Source organism: Cupriavidus sp. CuC1 (assembly GCF_044627735.1).
Taxonomy (GTDB): domain Bacteria; phylum Pseudomonadota; class Gammaproteobacteria; order Burkholderiales; family Burkholderiaceae; genus Cupriavidus; species Cupriavidus ulmosensis.
The window spans coordinates 24,592-43,976 of the sequence record NZ_JBIUHC010000015.1; the positions used below are offsets into that span (position 1 = coordinate 24,592).

General features: G+C 63.6%; 19 protein-coding genes. 13 read left to right on the top strand and 6 right to left on the bottom strand.

Features of this window, described 5'->3' with window-relative positions:
* Nucleotides 1–12: 12 nt before the first annotated feature.
* From ACGLHR_RS09105 to ACGLHR_RS09120, 4 genes are read right to left on the bottom strand one after another with little or no spacing between them, the layout of a single operon-like run.
* Nucleotides 13–1,059, bottom strand: a complete 1,047-nt coding sequence (locus tag ACGLHR_RS09105) for an Ldh family oxidoreductase (protein WP_400093337.1) — start codon at nucleotides 1,057–1,059, stop codon at nucleotides 13–15.
* Nucleotides 1,056–1,760, bottom strand: a complete 705-nt coding sequence (locus ACGLHR_RS09110) for a GntR family transcriptional regulator (protein ID WP_400093338.1) — start codon at nucleotides 1,758–1,760, stop codon at nucleotides 1,056–1,058. Before ACGLHR_RS09110 ends, ACGLHR_RS09105 begins: the two co-directional genes overlap by 4 nt.
* 6 nt (nucleotides 1,761–1,766) lie before the next feature.
* Entirely contained in the window at nucleotides 1,767–2,921 is a 1,155-nt protein-coding gene (locus tag ACGLHR_RS09115) for a UxaA family hydrolase (protein ID WP_400093340.1), read from the bottom strand.
* A gap of 4 nt (nucleotides 2,922–2,925) precedes the next feature.
* On the bottom strand, nucleotides 2,926–3,216 hold the full coding sequence (locus ACGLHR_RS09120; RefSeq protein WP_267602983.1) for a UxaA family hydrolase: 291 nt from the start codon (nucleotides 3,214–3,216) through the stop codon (nucleotides 2,926–2,928).
* Nucleotides 3,217–3,404: 188 nt separating this feature from the next.
* On the opposite strand from ACGLHR_RS09120, the gene ACGLHR_RS09125 reads away from it, so the two are divergent.
* From ACGLHR_RS09125 to ACGLHR_RS09180, 12 genes are all read left to right on the top strand, one after another.
* Nucleotides 3,405–3,866, top strand: a complete 462-nt coding sequence (locus tag ACGLHR_RS09125) for a hypothetical protein (protein WP_400093341.1) — start codon at nucleotides 3,405–3,407, stop codon at nucleotides 3,864–3,866.
* Nucleotides 3,856–4,221, top strand: a complete 366-nt coding sequence (locus tag ACGLHR_RS09130; protein WP_400093343.1) for a hypothetical protein — start codon at nucleotides 3,856–3,858, stop codon at nucleotides 4,219–4,221. The genes ACGLHR_RS09125 and ACGLHR_RS09130 overlap by 11 nt, the downstream gene beginning before the upstream one ends.
* A gap of 37 nt (nucleotides 4,222–4,258) precedes the next feature.
* A complete protein-coding gene (locus tag ACGLHR_RS09135) occupies nucleotides 4,259–5,230 on the top strand; it encodes a zinc-binding dehydrogenase (protein ID WP_400093344.1) in 972 nt (323 codons plus the stop codon).
* Between the two features lie 40 nt (nucleotides 5,231–5,270).
* Nucleotides 5,271–6,065 carry a TauD/TfdA family dioxygenase gene (locus ACGLHR_RS09140; protein WP_318237265.1) on the top strand — a complete coding sequence of 265 codons (795 nt, stop codon included), beginning with the start codon at nucleotides 5,271–5,273 and terminating at the stop codon, nucleotides 6,063–6,065.
* Nucleotides 6,066–6,326: 261 nt separating this feature from the next.
* The gene (locus tag ACGLHR_RS09145; RefSeq protein WP_400093345.1) at nucleotides 6,327–7,445 is read left to right on the top strand and encodes a Re/Si-specific NAD(P)(+) transhydrogenase subunit alpha; all 1,119 of its coding nucleotides are present in this window, start codon (nucleotides 6,327–6,329) and stop codon (nucleotides 7,443–7,445) included.
* A 10-nt stretch (nucleotides 7,446–7,455) separates the two neighbouring features.
* Complete coding sequence (locus tag ACGLHR_RS09150) at nucleotides 7,456–7,791, top strand: NAD(P) transhydrogenase subunit alpha (protein ID WP_267602989.1); 336 nt, start codon at nucleotides 7,456–7,458, stop codon at nucleotides 7,789–7,791.
* Nucleotides 7,788–9,257 carry an NAD(P)(+) transhydrogenase (Re/Si-specific) subunit beta gene (locus tag ACGLHR_RS09155; protein ID WP_400093346.1) on the top strand — a complete coding sequence of 490 codons (1,470 nt, stop codon included), beginning with the start codon at nucleotides 7,788–7,790 and terminating at the stop codon, nucleotides 9,255–9,257. Before ACGLHR_RS09150 ends, ACGLHR_RS09155 begins: the two co-directional genes overlap by 4 nt.
* An 87-nt stretch (nucleotides 9,258–9,344) precedes the next feature.
* Nucleotides 9,345–10,130 (top strand): SDR family NAD(P)-dependent oxidoreductase, encoded by a 786-nt coding sequence (locus ACGLHR_RS09160; protein ID WP_400093348.1) that lies wholly within the window; start codon nucleotides 9,345–9,347, stop codon nucleotides 10,128–10,130.
* Between the two features lie 78 nt (nucleotides 10,131–10,208).
* Complete coding sequence (locus ACGLHR_RS09165; protein ID WP_400093350.1) at nucleotides 10,209–11,297, top strand: phosphotransferase family protein; 1,089 nt, start codon at nucleotides 10,209–10,211, stop codon at nucleotides 11,295–11,297.
* A gap of 361 nt (nucleotides 11,298–11,658) precedes the next feature.
* On the top strand, nucleotides 11,659–12,744 hold the full coding sequence (locus ACGLHR_RS09170; protein ID WP_400093351.1) for a YeiH family protein: 1,086 nt from the start codon (nucleotides 11,659–11,661) through the stop codon (nucleotides 12,742–12,744).
* A gap of 66 nt (nucleotides 12,745–12,810) precedes the next feature.
* Nucleotides 12,811–14,037 carry a molybdopterin-dependent oxidoreductase gene (locus tag ACGLHR_RS09175; RefSeq protein ID WP_400093426.1) on the top strand — a complete coding sequence of 409 codons (1,227 nt, stop codon included), beginning with the start codon at nucleotides 12,811–12,813 and terminating at the stop codon, nucleotides 14,035–14,037.
* 8 nt (nucleotides 14,038–14,045) lie between these two features.
* Entirely contained in the window at nucleotides 14,046–14,681 is a 636-nt protein-coding gene (locus ACGLHR_RS09180; protein WP_400093353.1) for a c-type cytochrome, read from the top strand.
* A gap of 248 nt (nucleotides 14,682–14,929) precedes the next feature.
* Here ACGLHR_RS09180 and ACGLHR_RS09185 read toward each other — a convergent pair whose 3' ends face one another.
* Nucleotides 14,930–16,168 carry a polyhydroxyalkanoate depolymerase gene (locus tag ACGLHR_RS09185; RefSeq protein WP_400093354.1) on the bottom strand — a complete coding sequence of 413 codons (1,239 nt, stop codon included), beginning with the start codon at nucleotides 16,166–16,168 and terminating at the stop codon, nucleotides 14,930–14,932.
* 181 nt (nucleotides 16,169–16,349) lie between these two features.
* Nucleotides 16,350–18,023: a fatty acid--CoA ligase gene (locus ACGLHR_RS09190; RefSeq protein ID WP_400093356.1), complete on the bottom strand. Its 1,674-nt coding sequence runs from the start codon at nucleotides 18,021–18,023 to the stop codon at nucleotides 16,350–16,352.
* 271 nt (nucleotides 18,024–18,294) lie between these two features.
* Here ACGLHR_RS09190 and ACGLHR_RS09195 point away from each other — a divergent pair, with 271 nt between their 5' ends.
* Complete coding sequence (locus ACGLHR_RS09195; protein ID WP_400093358.1) at nucleotides 18,295–19,290, top strand: Bug family tripartite tricarboxylate transporter substrate binding protein; 996 nt, start codon at nucleotides 18,295–18,297, stop codon at nucleotides 19,288–19,290.
* Nucleotides 19,291–19,385 lie beyond the last annotated feature (95 nt).

The window sequence follows — 19,385 nt, forward strand, 5'->3', positions numbered from 1 at the left end:
GCGCTTCGGTGCTTATTCTGGTGCTGATGTCGGAAATCGCACGCCGAGCCGTTCGCCAAGCACGCTTAACTCCTGCGCGATCGCGGCAGGCAGCGCAATCCCGTGCTCGCGTGCCTCGCGCTCCAGTGCGTCGCCACGATTGCCGGGCAGCCGCGCTTCATCGCCGCCTGCGCAAAGGTAGGTCTCGGTCCATTGACTCATATACTCGCCAAAGGGCGCCTGCCCGGCGAAGGATTCCGGCTTTACCATCCAGAGGAACCCGTCCTGCATGGCGGCGGCACGGCCAGGCAGGAGATTGCCCGGCGCCGGTGCGTGAGACGCCGCGGTGGCCGCCAGGGCACCGGCGAGGCACTCCACCATCATGGCAATGCCGATGCCCTTGTGGCCGCCCATGGGCAACAGTGACCCGCCCAGCGCGCGCTTTGCATCGGTGGTTGGCCGGCCGTCCGCATCCAGCGCCCACCCTTGCGGGATCGGCTTTCCCTCGCGTGCCGCGAGCAAGATATGGCCACGTGCGGCCACGCTGCACGCCACATCGAATACGATCGGGGCCTGCCCCGGCAGCGGGCAACCGAACGCAATCGGGTTGTGCCCGATTGCCGCGCGCGGGAATCCCTCCATGGCGAGCGCCGGCGGCGTGCGTTGCCCGATCATGGAGAAAGCACCGGCCTCCGCCGCCAGCAGGGCGTGGATGCCGAGCGCTCCCAGATGGCCGCACGATTGCAGCACGATCAGTACGGAAGCGCTGGTCTCCAGGGCTTCCAGTCCCAGGCGCACCGCATAAGGACCGGCGATCTGCCCCATGGCGCCATCGGCCTGCAGCACGATGCCGCCGGGGAAGGATCGATATGCCATCTCCGGCCTGGGATTGAACTCGTTCGCCCGCAGCCGCTCCACATAAGACGCCAGGCGAGTCATGCCGTGCGTCTTATAGCCCCGCAACTCGCTACGCACCAGGATGGCGGCGGCTTCGGCCGCTTGCCCAGGCGGCACGCCGCAGCCTTCGAAAACCCGGGTCGTCCACTGCTCAAGCGCCTGAACGTTCCAATGCGTGCTCATGAGGCCTTCTCCCGCACCACCATCAGGCGCTCGGAAAACGGGCCGGAATAAACCGTCTGGTAGTACAGCGGCCGGTCGCGCAGCGTATAGCCGCGCAGTTCCATGACGAAGCCCGGCTGCCCGGCTTCGAGACCAAGCTCGCGGGCCGCTACCGACGGGATTTCGTCGAATCGGATCCACTGGTCCACGCGCAACGTCGGGAGCGCCAGGCGCTGCCCGAGCAGCTCCCGCAGATTCTTCTCGAGATCATCGCGTTCAACACCGCCCAGTTGCGCGAAGTCCTCCTCGCGCAGCCAGAACTCGCTGTACAGGTCGAAGCGCCCGCCCACATTGATGATGCGTTCAATGCGAACGAAGGCTTCGCCCTCGAGAAACTCCGACCACGGCCCTTTGCGCTTGAGCCGCTTGACCGAGCGCGCATGGACGTAGGAAGGCAGCTCGTTGCCCTCGGCATCGCGAAAGCGCAGGTAGCGCACATCGGCAGGCGCGACCCTGGCGCCCGAGACGAAGGTGCCGCGGCCCTGCTCGCGGGTGATCAGTCCGGAGTGCGAAAGACGCGCCAGCGCCTTCTGAATGGTGCCCACGCTGACGCCGTGCGCCGTGGCAAGCTCTCCCTCGGAAGGCAACCTGTCACCCTCGCGCAGCGCGCCGGATTCAATGGAACGGATAATGGCGTCGGAGACGCTGATCAGCTTTGTCATGTTGGCTCAGAGGCTAAGTGCAAATCGACTGATTGCGGTTTCCCTGATGTCCAGTACCTCGCTGCTGAGACGGGTGCCGGACGCCACATCCATGGCGTAGGCATACAGCCGATCGCCGACATCAGAGATCTTTTGTCCCTTCTCGAGGATCCCGCTTGCGTCGAAATCAATGTTATCGGCCATGGACTCCAGCGTATTGACGTTGCCGCAGACCTTGACCGTCGGAGCGACCATGCTGCCGATCGGATTGCCCACCCCCGTGCCAAAGAAGGTGAGCTGGCAACCGCCGGCGGCAAGTGCACTGAGATTTTCCACTGCCGCCGCCGGAGCGTCCATGAAATGCAGGCCTTTTTTCCCCGGGGCTTCGCCATAGCGCAGCACACCAACCAGTGGGCTCGAGCCAGCCTTGGCCATCGCGCCCAGGGCTTTCTCCTCGACCGTGGTCAGCCCGCCGCGCTTATTGTCGGGCGAGGGCTGGGATTCGCGCATATCCACGCCACGGGTAATCGCGAGGCTCTCCATGCCGCGGACCGCCCTGACGAAGGCATCCCTGACCGCATCGTCGACGGCGCGTTCGGCAAAGAGGTGCTCCGCGCCAATGAACTCGGAGGTCTCGGAAATGATGATGGTGCCCCCCTCTTCGATCACCCGGTCGGCCAGACGGCCGATCGTCGGATTGCAGCTCAGGCCGGAGGTGGTATCCGAACCGCCGCACTCGACGCCCAGGACCAGCGACGACACCGGGCAGGGTTCGCGCCTTGCACGCGAGGCCGCAAGTGAAAGCCTCAAGGCCTTGCGGGTGCCGGCGGCAATGCAGTCGATCGTGCCGTTCGGTTGCAGATGCACCGTTTCCACGGGTTTCCCCGTGGTCCTGATACGGCGCGCCACCTCCTCCGTCGACGAATCTTCGAGCCCCACCAGCAGGACTGCGGCGACATTGGGATTGCGTCCCAGTCCTGCCAGCGACTCATAAGCGAAATCCAGGTCGGCGCCGAACTGCCCACGCACAAACAACGTGGTGACCGGGATGCAGCCGCTCACGGTCTGCGCAATGGTGCGCGTAACCGGGTTGCAGTTGTCCATCACGGAAATCACCGCCACCCAGTTGCGTACGCCAACTGTGTCGTTCTCGCGGCGGTAGCCAAGGAATGTCATTGCCATTTGCTTACCTCTTTTCCAGATCGCCGCGGGCGCGGGTCGACTCGATGTTGTGCACGTGCATGTGTTCGCCAACCTTCAGGTTCCGGCTGGCCCGCCCGATGACCTGCCCGTACTTCAGGACACTGGCGCTCAGCGGGGTATCCGCGATACAGACCTTATGGCCGAATGGCACATCCTGGAGCAGCGTCATCTGTCCCGATGCCTCTCCTTGAAGGGTGCAGGGCTCGCCGGCACGGCCGGCATCGAGCAGCGTGGCGACGTTGTCCGCCTGGTTGAGTACGATGGCACGTGGCATTTGCTGGATTCCTATATAGGTGTTTGATGTACTGTAGTTAATCGAAAGCAAGAATGTCAAGGTTTACTGGGGCAATCCACTACTCGACAACGTAAGTCCTATATAGAAGTTCTTGACAGCGACACGCACTGTGCCTATCTTCACAACAAGGGCGGCACAGCAGTGCCCGCGAATTCAGGAGACAGAGAATGAAGGTGGCTTCCCACATGGAGAAAATTGCGAAGCTGGAAGCATTGCGCGAACGCCTCGATCCTCTTCAGGACTTCGAACTGTGGTTCTGGACCGGGATGACGGCTGGCACGCACGCCGTCAATGCGGCACTCCATCATGCCGCCGTCACGCTGGACGACGACGTGTTCCCGACGCAGCCAGGCGCCTACCTGGTGCCGCAACCGGACGGCTCGCTGCGTGCGGCATTCCGCCCGCTCGGCGATGTGCTGCACGTGGGCAGGCCCAAGATCGACGCCCCCGTCCCGGACGATGTGGCGGCGATGATGCATGAGATGGAGATCGTCGAACGCCATCGGGATCCGTGCCTGCGCGAGGGGCTGGCGCCGACGGCGGCCATTGCCGGGGAATGCGATGCTGCCCTTGGCCGTTGCCTGCAGCTATTGGCCTGCCGGATGAATGGAGGCAAAGATGCACGTTGACGCCCACATCGCCATCGCGCGCCGGATCGAGCGCTCGCTGCAGAAGTGCGGCCCAGCCGACTACGAGATCAAGATCGAGGCCGCCATGCTGGCGGGCACGCACTGGTTGAACGCTGCGCTCCATCGCGTGCGTGCGAACCGGCCGGATAGCGACGTCTTTCACACTTACCTGCTGACCATCAACGAGTTCCGACGGCTCAGCATCGCGGACGGCGAGTTGATGCAGATGCTGGCCGAAATCGAGGATATCCGGCCGCCCTTTGTCCGCGGCAACCTGGCGGGCGGCGAGCGCGCCGCCGAGCGCGCCCTCGAATTGCTGGCGCGGATCCGTACGAAGGCCCTCGCCAGCGAGTGATCAAACTACTGCAGCACCATATGAAAAGGAGACAGCAGTGAAAGCAGTACGTGTCGTACCGAGCCCTACTGGCGGCAAAGTGGAAATACAGGACATCCCCGTTCCAGTCGCTGGCGCCGGCCAGGTTCTGGTCAGGGTGCGAGCCGCCGGTCTCAACCGGGGCGAAATCAACCAGGCGCGTGAGTTGCGCACAGGCAATACGATCACCGCGGGCGTCGAGTTTGCCGGGGAGGTGGCAGCAGTCGGCGACGGCGTGAGCGGATGGCGCAAGGGGGATCGGGTCATGGGCCACGGTCGTGCGTGCCAGGCCGAGTATGTGATTGCCGATCCACTGGCGCTGATGGCGGTGCCCGATGGTCTTTCCTGGATCGACGCCGCGGCATTCCCCAATGTCTTCATCACGGCCCACGACGCGGTGATGACCAATGGCCGCCTGCGTGCCGGCGAAGCGGTACTGATCAACGGCGCATCAGGCGGCGTGGCCATGGCCGCGATCCAGATCGCGTCGCTGTTTGGCGCCAAACCAGTGATCGCCACTTCACGCTCGGCCGCCAAACTCGATCGCCTGAGCCAGTTCGGTGTGGACGTGGGCATCAATGCATCGAGCGAATCGCAGGTCGATGCCGTCATGGCTGCCACAGGCAATCATGGCGTCGATCTCATTATCGACACCGTGGGCGGCCCGGTCTTCGAGGCAAATATGCAGAGCCTCGCGGTCAAGGGACGGCTGGTCAATATTGCCCGGCTGGGTTCGAGCACGGCGCAGATCGACCTGAGCCTGCTCTGGCTCAAGCGGCTGACGCTGGTTGGCGTGACATTCCGCACGCGCTCGGAGCAGGAACGGCTGGAGTGCATCCAGGCTTGCGCGCGCGACATGCTGCCCTTCCTGGCGGCTGGGCGGATCCGTCTGCCGATCGACCGCACCTTTGCAATGGACGCCATTGGCGAAGCGCACGCCTATATGCAGCTTGACCAGCACGTCGGCAAGATCGTTCTGGTCGCGGACTAATTCATCCTTTTGAGTTTTCAAAAACGAACAGGAGACATTCATGGGTATCCAGGTCACACCGCTCACCGGCTCGGTTGGCGGGTCGGTGGAAGGCATCGATTTGAACCAACCGATTGACGATGCGGCCTTCGAAGTGTTGCATCAGGCGTTCCTTGAATATGGCGTGCTGGTCTACCGCGGCCAAAGGCTCCAGCCCGAGGCCCAGATCGCATTTGCCAGGCGCTGGGGTAAACCGGTGCAAAACAATCCGCTGCTGAGAGGGCTGTCGGACTTCCCGGAACTCGCCCAGGTCACCAAGATTCCCAAGGAGACGGCATCTACCGAGGCCTGGCACTCCGACTCCATCTATACCGAGGTGCCACCCAAGATCTCGATTCTCTCCGCGGTCGTGGTACCGCGCGGCGGAGACACGATGTGGTGCAATCAATATCTGGCCTATGAGCGCCTGTCTCCCGCAATGCAACGCATGCTCGAAGGCCTGCGCGTGCGCTTCACGGGATTGCGGCTCGCCAGGATGACGGGGTCGGATTCGGTGCCCTCGGCGGTCCACCCGCTTGTTCGCACCCATCCGGAGACACACCGCAAGGCGCTCTATGTGGGGCATCCCGACACGGCGCACTCCATCGAAGGCATGACGCCCGCCGAAAGCCGTCCGCTGCTCGACTTTCTCTACGAACACTCGACCAGCCCCGATAACGTCTACCGCCATATGTGGCAGCAGGGCGATGTCGTGATGTGGGACAACCGTTGCACCATGCACTATGCCGTGCACGACTACGGCGAGGCCGAGCGCATCCTGAACCGGGTGACGCTGGAAGGCGAAGTCCCCTGCTGACAAGCAGCGGGCCCGGCTGCGGAACATGCGCGGCCGGTGCCCTGGTTGCCGGCGGCTTCCTTCCCGCCGGTCCGGATCGAATCCCTGTCCCCAGATGCTAGTCACGGCTTCACGCGCGCTACGCGGGTTTCCAGTGCCCCGCCAAGGCCCCGCGTGGGGAAGCGCTTCTTGAACTGAAGGTGCCCGGCAGCCCGGTCACGAGGCCGCCGGGCGACAAGACAAGACAAGACAAGACAAGACAAGAGCATAGGAGAATACACAATGCAGATGGGTATCCCGACAGAAGTTCGGGCAGGCGAAGCACGCGTTGCCGCCACCCCGGAGACAGTCAAGAAATATGTTGCACAGGGCCACCAGGTTACCGTGCAAGCCGGTGCGGGATTGCTCGCCAGCCAGCCCGACGCCGCCTACGAGGCGGTCGGCGCCCGCATCGGCAGCGCCGCCGACGCCTTGGGCGCGCAGTTGGTGCTCAAGGTCCGCGCCCCGACCCCGGCCGAGCTGGCCCGGATGAACGAGGGCTCGGTGCTGGTCGGCATGCTCAACCCCTTCGATGCCGAGAACAAGGCCCGCATGGCCGCCGCCGGCATTATCGGCTTCGCGCTCGAGGCGGCGCCGCGCACTACCCGCGCGCAGAGCATGGACGTGCTCTCCTCCCAGGCCAATATCGCGGGCTACAAGGCGGTGCTGGTTGCCGCCCACCATTACCAGCGCTTCATGCCGATGCTGATGACCGCCGCCGGTACCGTCAAGGCGGCGCGCGTGCTGATCCTCGGCGCCGGCGTGGCGGGCCTGCAGGCCATCGCCACTGCCAAGCGCCTGGGCGCCGTCATCGAAGCCTCCGACGTGCGCCCCGCCGTCAAGGAGCAGATCGAATCGCTGGGCGCCAAATTCCTCGATGTGCCCTTCGTCACCGACGAAGAGCGCGAGATCGCCCAAGGGGTGGGCGGCTATGCCCGGCCGATGCCGGCGGACTGGATGCGGCGCCAGGCCGAACTGGTGCATGAGCGCGCCAAGGCCGCCGACATCGTCATCACCACCGCGCTGATCCCTGGCCGCCAGGCGCCGGTGCTGCTCAAGGAACAGACCGTGCAGGCGATGAAGCCGGGATCGGTGGTGGTTGACCTGGCCGCGGCGCAGGGCGGCAACTGCCCGCTCACGGTGGCCGACGAAGTGGTGGAGCGCCATGGCGTCACGCTGATCGGCCACACCAACCTGGCCGGCATGGTTGCGGCCGACGCGTCCGCGCTCTACGCGCGCAACGTGCTCGACTTCCTCAAACTGATCATCGGCAAGGATGGCAAGCTCGCCATCGATATGAAAGACGACATCGTAGCGGCATGCCTGATGACCAAGCGCCGTGAACTGGAATTGACAAGCTGAGGAGAAGTCGATGGAAATGGTGAACCACACGGTGATCAACCTGATCATCTTCGTACTGGCGATCTACGTGGGCTACCACGTGGTCTGGACGGTCACGCCCGCCCTGCACACCCCCCTGATGGCGGTGACCAACGCAATCTCGGCCATCATCATCGTCGGCGCCATGCTGGCGGCCGGCCTGACCGAGGGCCCCGTCGGCCGCACCATGGGCGCGCTGGCGGTGGCGCTGGCCGCGGTCAACGTGTTCGGCGGCTTCCTGGTAACGCAGCGCATGCTGGAGATGTTCAAGAAGAAGGAACCCAAGGCCAAGCCGGCGGGTGCCCATGGCAAGGAGGCCACGGCATGAGCAATCTCGTGAGCATGAACCTCGTCACCCTGCTCTACCTGCTGGCCTCGGTGTGTTTCATCCAGGCGCTCAAGGGCCTCTCGCATCCCAGTTCCGCACGGCGCGGCAACGCCTTCGGCATGGCCGGCATGGCCATCGCGGTGGTGACCACGCTGGTGTTGATCGCCAAACTGAAGAACGACTTCGTGGCTGCAAGCGCTGGCCAGTCGTCGGTCGCCGAAGGCCTGGCGTTGATCTTCGGCGCGCTGGTGGTCGGCGGCGGCATCGGCGCCTATGTGGCGAAGAAGGTCGAGATGACCAAGATGCCTGAACTGGTGGCCGCCATGCATTCGCTGATCGGCCTGGCCGCGGTCTTCATCGCGGTGGCCGCGGTGGCTGAGCCGGCCGCCTTCGGCATTGCGCCAACGGGATCGCACGACATCCCACTGGGCAACCGGATCGAGCTGTTCATCGGCTGCTTCGTCGGCGCCATCACCTTCTCCGGTTCGGTGATCGCCTTCGGCAAACTGGCCGGGCGCTACAAGTTCCGCCTGTTCCAGGGCGCGCCGGTGTCGTTCGCCGGGCAGCATATGCTGAACCTGCTGCTGGCGGTGGCCATGATCGGCTTCGGCGTGCTCTTCTTCCTGTCGCAGGACTGGTCGCCGTTCCTGCTGATGCTGGCAATTGCCTTCGTGCTGGGCGTGCTGATCATCATCCCGATCGGCGGCGCGGACATGCCGGTGGTGGTATCGATGCTGAACTCGTACTCGGGCTGGGCGGCGGCCGGCATCGGCTTCTCGCTCAACAACCCGATGCTGATCATCGCGGGCTCGCTGGTGGGATCGAGCGGTGCCATCCTCTCGTACATCATGTGCCGCGCGATGAACCGTTCGTTCTTCAACGTGCTGCTGGGCGGCTTCGGCAACACAGCGACAGCCGCCACGGCCGGCGGTGCGGAACAGCGCAATGTCAAAGCCGGCTCGGCGGACGACGCGGCCTTCCTGATGGGCAACGCCGAGACCGTGATCATTGTCCCGGGCTACGGCCTGGCGGTGGCCCGCGCGCAGCATGCGCTCAAGGAACTCACCGAGAAGCTGGTCGAGAAGGGCGTGACGGTGAAGTACGCCATCCACCCGGTGGCCGGCCGCATGCCGGGCCATATGAACGTGCTGCTGGCAGAGGCCGAGGTCCCTTACGACCAGGTCTTCGAAATGGAAGACATCAACAGTGAGTTCGGCCAGGCGGACGTGGTGCTGGTGCTGGGCGCCAACGACGTGGTGAACCCGGCGGCCAAGACCGATCCCAACTCGCCGATTGCCGGCATGCCGATCCTGGAAGCCTACAAGGCCAAGACCATCATCGTGAACAAGCGTTCGATGGCGGCGGGCTACGCGGGCCTGGATAACGAACTGTTCTACATGGACAAGACCATGATGGTGTTCGGCGACGCCAAAAAGGTGGTCGAAGACATGGGCAAGGCGGCCTGAGGCAGCTTTGGCTGGCCGCCTGCGCCCATTGGCGAGCGGTGGCCGGGAAACACCCGCATCCATTCTGGCAATCAAAGGAGATTTTGCATGAAAGCGCATCCCGCCCCTAACCCGTTTGCCGACCTGGAAGGCAAGGTAGCGCTGGTGACCGGCGCCTTCGGCGGCCTGGGCCGGCACTTCGCCCTGACCCTGGCGCGTGCCGGATGCCGGGTTGCACTGGCCGGACGGCGCGTCGGCGAAGGCGAGGCATTGCTTGCCGCGCTCCGCGACGAAGGTGGTCAAGGCTGCGTGGTTTCGCTCGACGTCAGGAACCCGGCCTCGGTGGCGTCGGCCTTCGCGGGTGCGGCCAGCGCGTTGGGCACGGTCAATATCGTGGTCAACAGCGCGGGCATTGCTGTCACGCGTCCCGCCATCGAGGTGGCGGAGGACGAATGGCAGAGCGTGATCGACACCAATCTGAGCGGCGCGTGGCGGGTGGCACAACAGGCGGCGAAAATGATGCGCGATGGGGGCAAAGGCGGCAGCATCGTCAACATCGCCTCGATCCTTGGTATGCGCGTCGCCCAGCAAGTGCCCGCCTATACCGCGGCCAAGGCTGGCCTCATTCACCTGACACGGTCGCTTGCGCTGGAATGGGCGCGTCATGGCATCCGCGTCAATGCGCTGGCGCCGGGGTATTTTGAAACCGACATCAATCGGAGCTTTTTCGAGACCGATAGCGGCCAGGCGCTGGTAAAGCGGATCCCGCAACGCCGGCTCGGGCAACCGGAGCAACTCGATGGCGCGCTGCTCCTGCTGGCGTCGGACGCCTCGGATTACATCACCGGCGCCGTCTTGCCCGTGGATGGCGGGCACATGGTCAGCACGCTTTAGCAGGCTTTAGCACGAAACGCACGACACAACCAATCGAAGAGACCTCGTAGTGGATCGGGGATCCAGGAGACAGACACAATGACGCATGCCTGCGCGCAAAGCGAGACCGCCCCGGCGGATGAACACACGCTGGACCTGGATTGCACCAGACTGGCAGTCTTGCTGCACGGACAGGGCCTGATCGAGCTGCCCTCGCTGACGGCCGAACGGCTGGCCGGCGGCCAGTCCAATCCCACTTATCGGATCTGGTGCGAAGCGCAACAATATGTGCTGCGCACCAAGCCGCCGGGCAAGCTGCTATCGTCCGCCCATGCCATCGACCGCGAATATCGCGTGATGCGTGCCCTGCAGGGCAGCGAAGTACCCGTCCCGCGGCTCTTCCTCTACAGCGAGGATACGTCGATCCTGGGCAGCCCCTTCTACGTCATGGAGTTCCTGCAAGGCAGGGTGATGTTCGACCAGTCGCTGCCCGGCCTGTCGCGCGCAGAACGCACGGCGATTTATCGGGAAATGAATCGCGTGATCGCCGCCTTGCATCGGGTGGACTATCACAAGGTAGGCCTCGCCGACTATGGCAAAAGCGGAAACTACATCGCACGGCAAGTGAGCCGCTGGTCGCGGCAGTGCGAAGAAACCGGTACGGACGGCAATACCGCGCTGGCAGCCCTGGCGGACTGGCTTGCGCGCCATCTTCCGCCGGAACACCAGACAAGCCTTGTGCACGGCGACTTCCGCATGGACAACCTGCTCTTTCATCCGACCGAGCCGCGCGTACTCGGGGTCCTGGACTGGGAATTGTCGACGCTAGGCCACCCGGTGGCCGACCTTGCCTACCAGTGCATGGGCTGGCACATCCCGGCGTCGCTCTGGCGCGGCATCGGCGGGCTGGACCTGCATGCTCTGGGCATTCCGGACGAGGCCACCTACATCCAGTGGTACGGCAACGCCAACGGCATGCAGGAGATGGAACATTGGGACTTCTACCTCGCCTATAACTTCTTCCGGCTGGCGGCCATCATGAACGGTATCGCGCGGCGCGCGGAAGGCGGCAATGCGGCAGCAGCAGATGCGCTGGAAACCGGCCGCAAGGCGAAACCGCTTGCAGAACTGGGCTGGGAGTATGCGACCCGCTACGGGGCAACGCGGCCAGGGGCATGGGCGCGCTAATCCCGCGCAGCGGCCGCCAGCGGGCCCGCTTTGTGTGTCCGTGCCCGCAAGCGACGTGCCGGCACTTGAGCCGCGCAGACTAAGCAACCTGTGCCCCCCGCAGTGGGGGGCATTCATCGACCTTGCGGAAGCTAGACTCGGCGTCGGGATCTTGGCATTCAGGCTCGCATTGGGGTTTCCGATGCTCGTACTCTCGGTGGCCCGAACGTCCCTGGTCAATTCAAGGCACGCGAACTACGGAACGGCGATGCCACATTCCTACCACCTATCGACATAACTGGTAAGGGATATCCAAATTTCCCGTTATGCCGATTAGGCCGAGCGCTCTACGCTCGCTCATCCACACAGGAAAGCCCCCTCCATGTCTTCGATCGCTCAAGCCAGCAGCCCCACCCTCTCCACCGCCCTGAACTGGTGGAACCGGCTGCTTACGCTTTTGCCCCTTGGATTTATCGCCTGGCTAGCGCTGCAGCTTTCAGAGCACCCAGCCATCGCCAAGACGGGCCTGAGCGCCCTGACACTTGCCATGTTCGCAGGCATGTTCGCCGGCAACACGTTGCCGCGCGGCTGGCTCACGCCGCTGGCGTCCGGCATGCAAGTCGCGCGGCATCACATGCTGCGCCTGGGCGTGGCGTTGTACGGCCTGCGCCTGACGTTCGACGCGATCGTTGCGCTGGGTCTGGCCGGCGTCCTGATTCCACTTGCCATGCTGGTCTCGACCCTGCTATTGGGCACCTGGATCGGCGTCAAGCTGCTGGGGCTAGAGCGGCGCGAAGCGCTTGTGGTCAGCGCGGGCAGCGCCGTATGCGGTGCCGCTGCCGCCATTGCCATGGCCTCCGTGGTAAAGACCGACAATCGCCAGACCGCCGTTGCCGTGGCTACGGTCGTGCTGTTCGGGACGGTCGGCATGGTGCTCTACCCTTACCTGTTCGACCTCGCCGTGGGTCACATGCACATGGCGGTCAGCGAACGCACTTTCGGCATCTTCACCGGCGCCACCCTGCATGAGGTAGCGCAGGTCATCGCGTCCGGCAAGATGGTCAGCGATGCGACGGCCGATGCCGCCGTCGTCGCCAAGATGGTGCGCGTGCTGGCGCTCGGCCCCCTGCTGCTGATCATGGCTCTGTGGACCCGCACAAGCGAGCGCAAGCAAGGCCTCGATACCGGGGCCGCCGGCTGGTCCGGTCTCCTGCGCTCGGTACCGTGGTTTGCCCTTGGCTTTGTTGCCGTGATGGCCATCAACTCCGCCGGCATGGTGCCACATGCCTGGAAACCCGGATTGATCGCACTGGACAACTGGCTGCTTGCCACCGCCATGCTCGCGATCGGCCTGCAAACACGCTTGATCGACCTGGTCCGCACCGGCCGCGCGCCGATGATCCTGGCGGGCATGTTGTTCGTGTTCCTGATCGCAGGCGGAGCGGCCTTGTGCTGGTTCGCCGCCTGAGCGCCGGCAGATAAAAAGACCAACCCCAGAGGAGAAGCAGTGGAGAACCATCAGAACCCTGATCAGATATTGCCTGCGAGGCGCACATTCCTGCGGGGTGCGGCTGCAATTGGCGCACACGCCGCGCTTGGCGGCTTCGCGTTCGACGCAATGGCAGCCGCAAGCGCAAGCACGGTGGACTTGCCTTTCGATAACGGCACGCGCGAACTGGTGGCATTCCCCCAGAAACGCCCCCTGATCCTTCTGACCAGCCGTCCCCCGCAACTCGAGACGCCCTTCAGCGTATTCAATGAAGGCGCCGTCACGCCAAACGATGCGTTCTTTGTGCGATACCACTGGAGCGGCATTCCCACGTCCATCGATGCAGACAGCTACCGGCTGCAAGTGGGCGGCAAGGTTGCCAACCCGTTGGCGTTGTCGCTTGCGGACCTGAAGCAGATGGCCGACCCGGTCGAACTGGTGGCGGTCAATCAGTGCTCGGGGAATAGCCGTGGCTTTCTCACCCCGCGCGTCAACGGCGGCCAGCTGGCAAACGGTGCCATGGGCAATGCCAGATGGATGGGGATTCCGCTGAAAAAGGTACTGGAAAAGGCTGGCGTGCAACCCGGCGCCGTGCAGGTCAGCTTTGACGGACTGGATCACCCGCCGCTGGACAGCAGTCCGGACTTTGTGAAAGCGCTGCCGATCGATCACGCGCTGGATGGCGAGGTGATGCTGGCGTGGGGTATGAACGGCGCGGATCTTCCCCTACTCAACGGCTACCCGCTTCGGCTGGTGGTGCCGGGCCACTACGGCACCTATTGGGTGAAGCACCTTTCGAAGATCCAGGTACTTGACAGCGTCTTCGATGGTTTCTGGATGAGCGCCGCATATCGTACGCCCGACAATGGCTGCGCTTGTGTGGCGCCGGGCACGGCGCCCGCGCGTACAACGCCGATCGGCCGCTTCAACGTGCGCTCCTTCATCACCAGCCTGCAGACCGGCAGCAAGGTTCTGGCCGGCCATGAGACGGTCGTGCGCGGCATCGCATTTGACGGCGGGTACGGTGTTTCCGAGGTGGCCTTCTCCTCCGATGGCGGGCAGACCTGGAACGCAGCGCGCATGGGCAAGGATCTCGGCCGCTACTCCTTCCGGGAGTGGAGCGTGGCCTTCCGCCCCTCGCGCAAGGGCAGCTACGATCTGCGCGTACGCGCCACCAATCGAATCGGCCAAAGCCAGCCGCTCAATGCGCTCTGGAATCCGGCTGGCTATATGCGCAACGTGGTGGAAACCACCCGCGTCAGCGCAATATGAGGTACAGCATGATGTCTCCTAAACTGGTACGCGCCAGCCTCGCCGCCGCAATGGCAGTCGTGAGCGGCATTCCCGCTGCCTTTGCACTGGAAGTCACGCTACCCGCGGAAACCGCCAGCTATCGCGCTAGCGAACTCCCCGGATACCGCCTGGTGCAGCAGAACTGCATGACCTGCCACTCCGCTCAGTACGTGCAAAGCCAGCCGCCTTCTTCTACGCGCGCCTATTGGGATGCCACGGTGAAGAAGATGAAGAAGCCCTTTGGCGCACCGCTGAAGGACGAGGACATGCCGGCCATGATCGATTATCTGGTCAAAACCTACGGCGCCGAACGGGGCAAGGACAGCCCGGGAACCGCCGGCGCGCATCCGGCCGTGCAAGCATCCCCAGCGCCGCAGGATGCCAGGAGCCTGCTCAGTGCGAACAACTGCACCGCTTGCCACACTGTCGACAAGAAGCTGGTCGGGCCAGCGCTGCACGATGTCGCGGCGAAGTACGTCGGAAAAGCGGATGCCACCACGCAATTGATGCAGAGCATCCGTGCCGGCGGAAGCGGGAAATGGGGCGCCGTTCCCATGCCCGGGTTCCCGCAGCTAAGCGAGGCCGAATTGAAAACCCTGGCAAGCTGGGTGCTCACACAGTAGCAACAAGCCTGCGCGGGTTATCGGACAGATCACCGACATGGACAACATGCTTGGTCACGCTCTACTCCTGGCTTGCGAGGGGGGGGGGCGATGCGCGGCGCATCTGGCACCACGGCATCCTCCTATTGCGTCCGGCCAGTACCGGGTCGAATGCGAACGCGCTGGGTTCATGGGGGTTCGATGCCGATACGCAGCCAGCGCACGCGCAGACTGACCGCTCCCCTGCCTGCCGAACCGCCTGGCGGGCGCTAGGCGCTACGAATGAATGCACGCACTTGCGGGTATATGCTCTCGCGCCAACGGCTGCCGGCAAAGATGCCATAGTGCCCGCAGCCTGCAGCGACAATATGTTGCTTGCGCCCGTCCGCGATACCGGTGCACAGTTCGTGCGCGGCCGCGGTCTGGCCAGCCCCTGAAATGTCGTCCAGTTCGCCTTCGATGGTCAGCAGGGAGGTGGCCGTGATGTCCTGCGGCCGAACCGGCATGCCGTCGATCTCCCAGTTGCCGTTTGCGAGCCGGAACTCCTGAAAGACGTCACGAATCGAATCGAGGTAATACTCGGCGGCCATATCGAGCACCGCGTTGTATTCATCGTAGAAGCGCACGTGCGCTTGCGCGTCGTCTGCGGCGCCCTCGACCAGGCTTAGGTAATAGTCGTAGTGCGACATCAGGTGACGGTCGGGATTCATCGCCACAAAGCCAGCATGCTGCAGGAAGCCCGGATAGACCTTGCGGCCGTGTCCTGGGTAGTTCGCCGGCACCGTGTGGATCAGATGATTCTCGAACCACGCGAACGACCTCTCCCTGGCCAGGGAATTCACTGCGGTGGGACTGCGGCGCGCGTCGATCGGGCCACCCATCATGGTCATGGTCTTGGGCGTCTTCTCGCCAGCGGAGGCCAGAAGGGAAATGGCCGCGAGCACCGGCACCGTGGGTTGGCTCACCGACACCACATGCAGGTTCTCGGCGCCGACGTGGCGGATGAATGCCTGGATGTAATGGATGTAGTCAGCCAGATGGAAGGCGCCGTGCTCAAGCGGCACCATGCGGGCATCGATCCAGTCGGTCACATAGACCTTATGGTCCTGCAGCAAGGTCTTCACGGTGTCGCGCAGCAGCGTGGCGTGGTGGCCCGATAACGGCGCGCACACCAGCACCACCGGCTCGTTCTTGAGCTGCCTGATGATCTCAGGATCGTCCGCATAGCGCTTGAAGCGCACCAGCCTGCAGAATGGCTTCTCGAGAATCGTCTGCTCGATGATAGGGATCTCGCGGCCATTGGAGCGGACCGACTTGATATCGAAGGCCGGTTTCTCATAGGCCTTGCCGAGCCGGTACAGCAGTTCGTAGCCGGCCGCCAGCCGAGTAGCGCCGGGTAGAAGGGAAAGCGGACTCGACGGATTGGTCAAGGTCTTGGCCGTTGCCTGCGCCCACGCGGTGAGTGGCTGTAACAACGAGCGCTGAAATTCATGCAACTGGTAAAGCATATTGATTTCCCGGTCGGACAGACTGGCCTGAAGCTAGATTGAAGATTACCCGCGAGGAAGCCCAGTGTGTCTGCAGCAATAGGCGCTAGCACACAGAAGGCAACGGAAAAGGCAAGGGAAACGGCAATGACGTTATTTTGCAATCACGCGGCTGCCCACTTCCCTTGCCTGCCCTTTACCCCTATTCACTCTCCCCCTGCAGCAGATCCAGTCGAAGCTGCTTCTTGTCGATTTTCCCGACACTGGTCTTCGGGATCTCGGAAACAAAGACGATCCGCTGCGGATCCGGCACGGCATACCGGCTGATGCGCCTGGTTTCCACGTGGCGCTCCAGGTGACGGCGAATCTGCTCGACAGTCAGTGCGCTGTCGTCGACGCATACCGCGGCCATTGGCCGCTCGCCCCATTTGTCGTCCGGCACCCCGATCACCGCGCATTCACGCACGCCGGGCATCTCGCAGATCAGGTTTTCGACCTCGATCGAGGACACCCACTCGCCGCCGGTCTTGATGACGTCCTTGAGACGATCCACCACCTGTACGTAGCCGTCCGGGCGCATGACCGCCACATCCTGGGTATGCAGGTATCCACCGGCCCAGAGTGCCTCCGATGCGTCGGGCTGGCCAAGGTAGGACAGCGTCAGGTACGGCGAGCGCAGCACGATTTCCCCTTGCGTCTTGCCGTCGCGCGGCACATCGCGCATCTCGTTGTCGACCACGCGGAAATCCACCAGGGGAATCGGCCTGCCGGTCATGCAGCGCATGCGAACGCTCTCATCGATATCGTCGGGAGCGCCTCCGGGCGGGAATTGCGACAGCGCGACAATTGGCCCCGTCTCCGACATGCCATAGCCGGCGAACACATCGATGCCTTGCGTGACAGCGGCTTTGCAAAGCGAGGCCGATAGCGCGGAGCCGCCGATGATCATCTTCCATCCGCTAAGATCCGTCTGCTGCTCGCCGGCCTTTTGCAGCAGCATCTGGAGAATGGTGGGCACGCAATGGGAAAAGGTCACCTTCTCCGCCTTGCGCAGGCGTAGCAGGTTCTCCGGCAAGTAGCGCCCTGGGAGCACGATCTTGAGTCCGAGCATGACGGCAACGTAGGGCATGCCCCACGCCAGCACATGGAACATGGGCGTGATGGGCATATAGACGTCTTCACGGTGAAGCCGCTGGCCATCGCGCGGAGCACACAGCGTGGTCGCCGTGGCGAGCGTATGCAAGACAATCTGGCGGTGGCTGTAGCTCACGCCTTTCGGATCGCCAGTGGTGCCCGTCGTATAGAAGATAGCCGCCGTGGTCCTCTCGTCGAAATCCCGGAATGCAAACTCGGCCGGTGCCTGGTCGATCAGTGCCTCGTATTCCCCCGCGACCGGCAGGCTGATCTCCCTCAGCGCCTGACCATCTGCTATCACGATGATCTTGCGAAGGTAGCGCAATTCCGAGCGTATCTGCTCCACCAGGGGCAGGAAGTCGGCATGGACCAGGGCTAGATCGGCACCCGAGTCGTTCAGCGTATAGGCAATCTGCTTGGGAGAGATGCGCACGTTAACCGTGAAGAGCCTCGCGCCCATCATAGGGATGGCGAAATAGCTCTCCAGGTAGCGGTGGCTGTCCCAATCCATGACCGCAACGGTCGACCCTTGTACGACGCCCTGTGCATCCAGTGCGCAGGCAAGCCGCCCGACACGCTGGCGGAACTCGCTGAAGGTAAAGCGCCGCTCCCCGCAGTAATTGATCTCCTGGCTGCCATAGAGGCTGACCGAATTCAGAAGCAGTTGCCCAACAAGCAACGGATAGTCATAGGCGGATGGAGTTGCCGACGCATGGCGCGCGGACGGTTCAAATGCTTGCATAGGAAGTCTCCGTGTAGTGTTTGTGAGTAGCATGCTCCGCCAGCGATGCGACGTCCGTCCTTTGTGAACGTCGCGCGCCGGCCTGATGCGCTGGATTCTGCCCTAGTCCCACTCCGCATCCCCCCCCAAGGCAGGGGGGCGATGCCACGGGCGCCAGGGTAAGAATGCTGGCAAGCGGCTGTTGGGCTTGGTGTGCGTTGCGCACGTTTTTGCGTTTCTTGCAGTACGCAGCCACCAAGCCAGGGCCGCTATCAACAACAAGGAGACACTCGTGGAATGCATCAAGTGGTTTGACCGGGGCGGTCGTGCACTCATGGCCGCAGGCACCGTGGTCCTGTGCCTCGCTGGCCAGCAGGCCGGCGCCGAAACCTGGCCTGCCAAGCCGGTTCGCATCGTCACAGCTGCGCCCGCGGGCGGCACCGCCGACATGCTCGCCCGTAGCCTGGCTGACGGGCTGACCAGGCAACTTGGCCAACCCTTTATCGTCGACTCCAAGCCGGGTGGCTTCGGCGCCATTGCAGTGCAAGACATGCTGGCAGCGCCGCATGACGGCTATACGCTACTGGTCATCCAGGACGGTATTGCATCCGAAGCCCCTTTCCTGGCCAAGCAGCGGTTCGACCCCTTCAAGGACATCAAGCCGGTTGCGGAACTGGCGCGCGGCGGATTAGTGCTCGTCGGCAATCCCGCCTTGCCCGCCAAGACTCTTGGCGAACTGATCTCCTATGTCAAAGCCCATCCCGCCTCGGTCAACTATGCGTCCTACAGCACAGGCATGCTCGGGCATACCATGGGTCTGCAGTTGAATCAGCTTGCCGGCATCGACATGAGCCATGTGGGCTACAAGGGATCTCCGCCGGCGTTGCAGGATGTGATGGGAGGGCATGTCCCCCTGATGTTCGATGGGACAGCGACTTCGCTGCCGCTCATCAAGGCTGGCAAACTCCGCGCCTTCGCCGTCAGTTCGCCGAAGCGCCTTGCGACGCTCCCGCAGGTACCTACGTTCACCGAACTTGGCTACCCTGCGCTTAACCAGCTCGCATGGATCGGCGTCTGGGTAGCACCTGACGTGCCCGAAGCGATCCAGGACCGCTTGCGTGCGGCAACCCGCAAGGTGCTCGAATCGGCATCGGTACGGGATCGCATTGCCGAACTCGGCCTGGACGTTGGGGTTCCCAGGAGCCAGGCTGAACTGGGCGCCTCGCTGCGCACGGCGCACGATCGTCAGGGCGCACTGCTAAAGGCGATTGACTTCAAGCCTGACTAGCCACAGCCGCTCGTACACAATACCGCTAGCCAGGAACGCTTGCCCATGAACACGCCAAACACAAGCATGGATCTTGATGCCGAGCCTGACAATCG

Bases quoted from the DNA above. Each gene is read 5' to 3' on its own strand.
- ACGLHR_RS09120 (WP_267602983.1), bottom strand. From the start codon at position 3,216: ATGCCACGTGCCATCGTACTCAACCAGGCGGACAACGTCGCCACGCTG.
- ACGLHR_RS09190 (WP_400093356.1), bottom strand. From the start codon at position 18,023: ATGCAAGCATTTGAACCGTCCGCGCGCCATGCGTCGGCAACTCCATCC.
- ACGLHR_RS09125 (WP_400093341.1), top strand. From the start codon at position 3,405: ATGAAGGTGGCTTCCCACATGGAGAAAATTGCGAAGCTGGAAGCATTG.
- ACGLHR_RS09185 (WP_400093354.1), bottom strand. From the start codon at position 16,168: ATGCTTTACCAGTTGCATGAATTTCAGCGCTCGTTGTTACAGCCACTC.
- ACGLHR_RS09170 (WP_400093351.1), top strand. From the start codon at position 11,659: ATGTCTTCGATCGCTCAAGCCAGCAGCCCCACCCTCTCCACCGCCCTG.
- ACGLHR_RS09130 (WP_400093343.1), top strand. From the start codon at position 3,856: ATGCACGTTGACGCCCACATCGCCATCGCGCGCCGGATCGAGCGCTCG.
- ACGLHR_RS09160 (WP_400093348.1), top strand. From the start codon at position 9,345: ATGAAAGCGCATCCCGCCCCTAACCCGTTTGCCGACCTGGAAGGCAAG.
- ACGLHR_RS09105 (WP_400093337.1), bottom strand. From the start codon at position 1,059: ATGAGCACGCATTGGAACGTTCAGGCGCTTGAGCAGTGGACGACCCGG.
- ACGLHR_RS09140 (WP_318237265.1), top strand. From the start codon at position 5,271: ATGGGTATCCAGGTCACACCGCTCACCGGCTCGGTTGGCGGGTCGGTG.
- ACGLHR_RS09150 (WP_267602989.1), top strand. From the start codon at position 7,456: ATGGAAATGGTGAACCACACGGTGATCAACCTGATCATCTTCGTACTG.
- ACGLHR_RS09165 (WP_400093350.1), top strand. From the start codon at position 10,209: ATGACGCATGCCTGCGCGCAAAGCGAGACCGCCCCGGCGGATGAACAC.
- ACGLHR_RS09110 (WP_400093338.1), bottom strand. From the start codon at position 1,760: ATGACAAAGCTGATCAGCGTCTCCGACGCCATTATCCGTTCCATTGAA.
- ACGLHR_RS09115 (WP_400093340.1), bottom strand. From the start codon at position 2,921: ATGGCAATGACATTCCTTGGCTACCGCCGCGAGAACGACACAGTTGGC.
- ACGLHR_RS09145 (WP_400093345.1), top strand. From the start codon at position 6,327: ATGCAGATGGGTATCCCGACAGAAGTTCGGGCAGGCGAAGCACGCGTT.
- ACGLHR_RS09180 (WP_400093353.1), top strand. From the start codon at position 14,046: ATGATGTCTCCTAAACTGGTACGCGCCAGCCTCGCCGCCGCAATGGCA.
- ACGLHR_RS09155 (WP_400093346.1), top strand. From the start codon at position 7,788: ATGAGCAATCTCGTGAGCATGAACCTCGTCACCCTGCTCTACCTGCTG.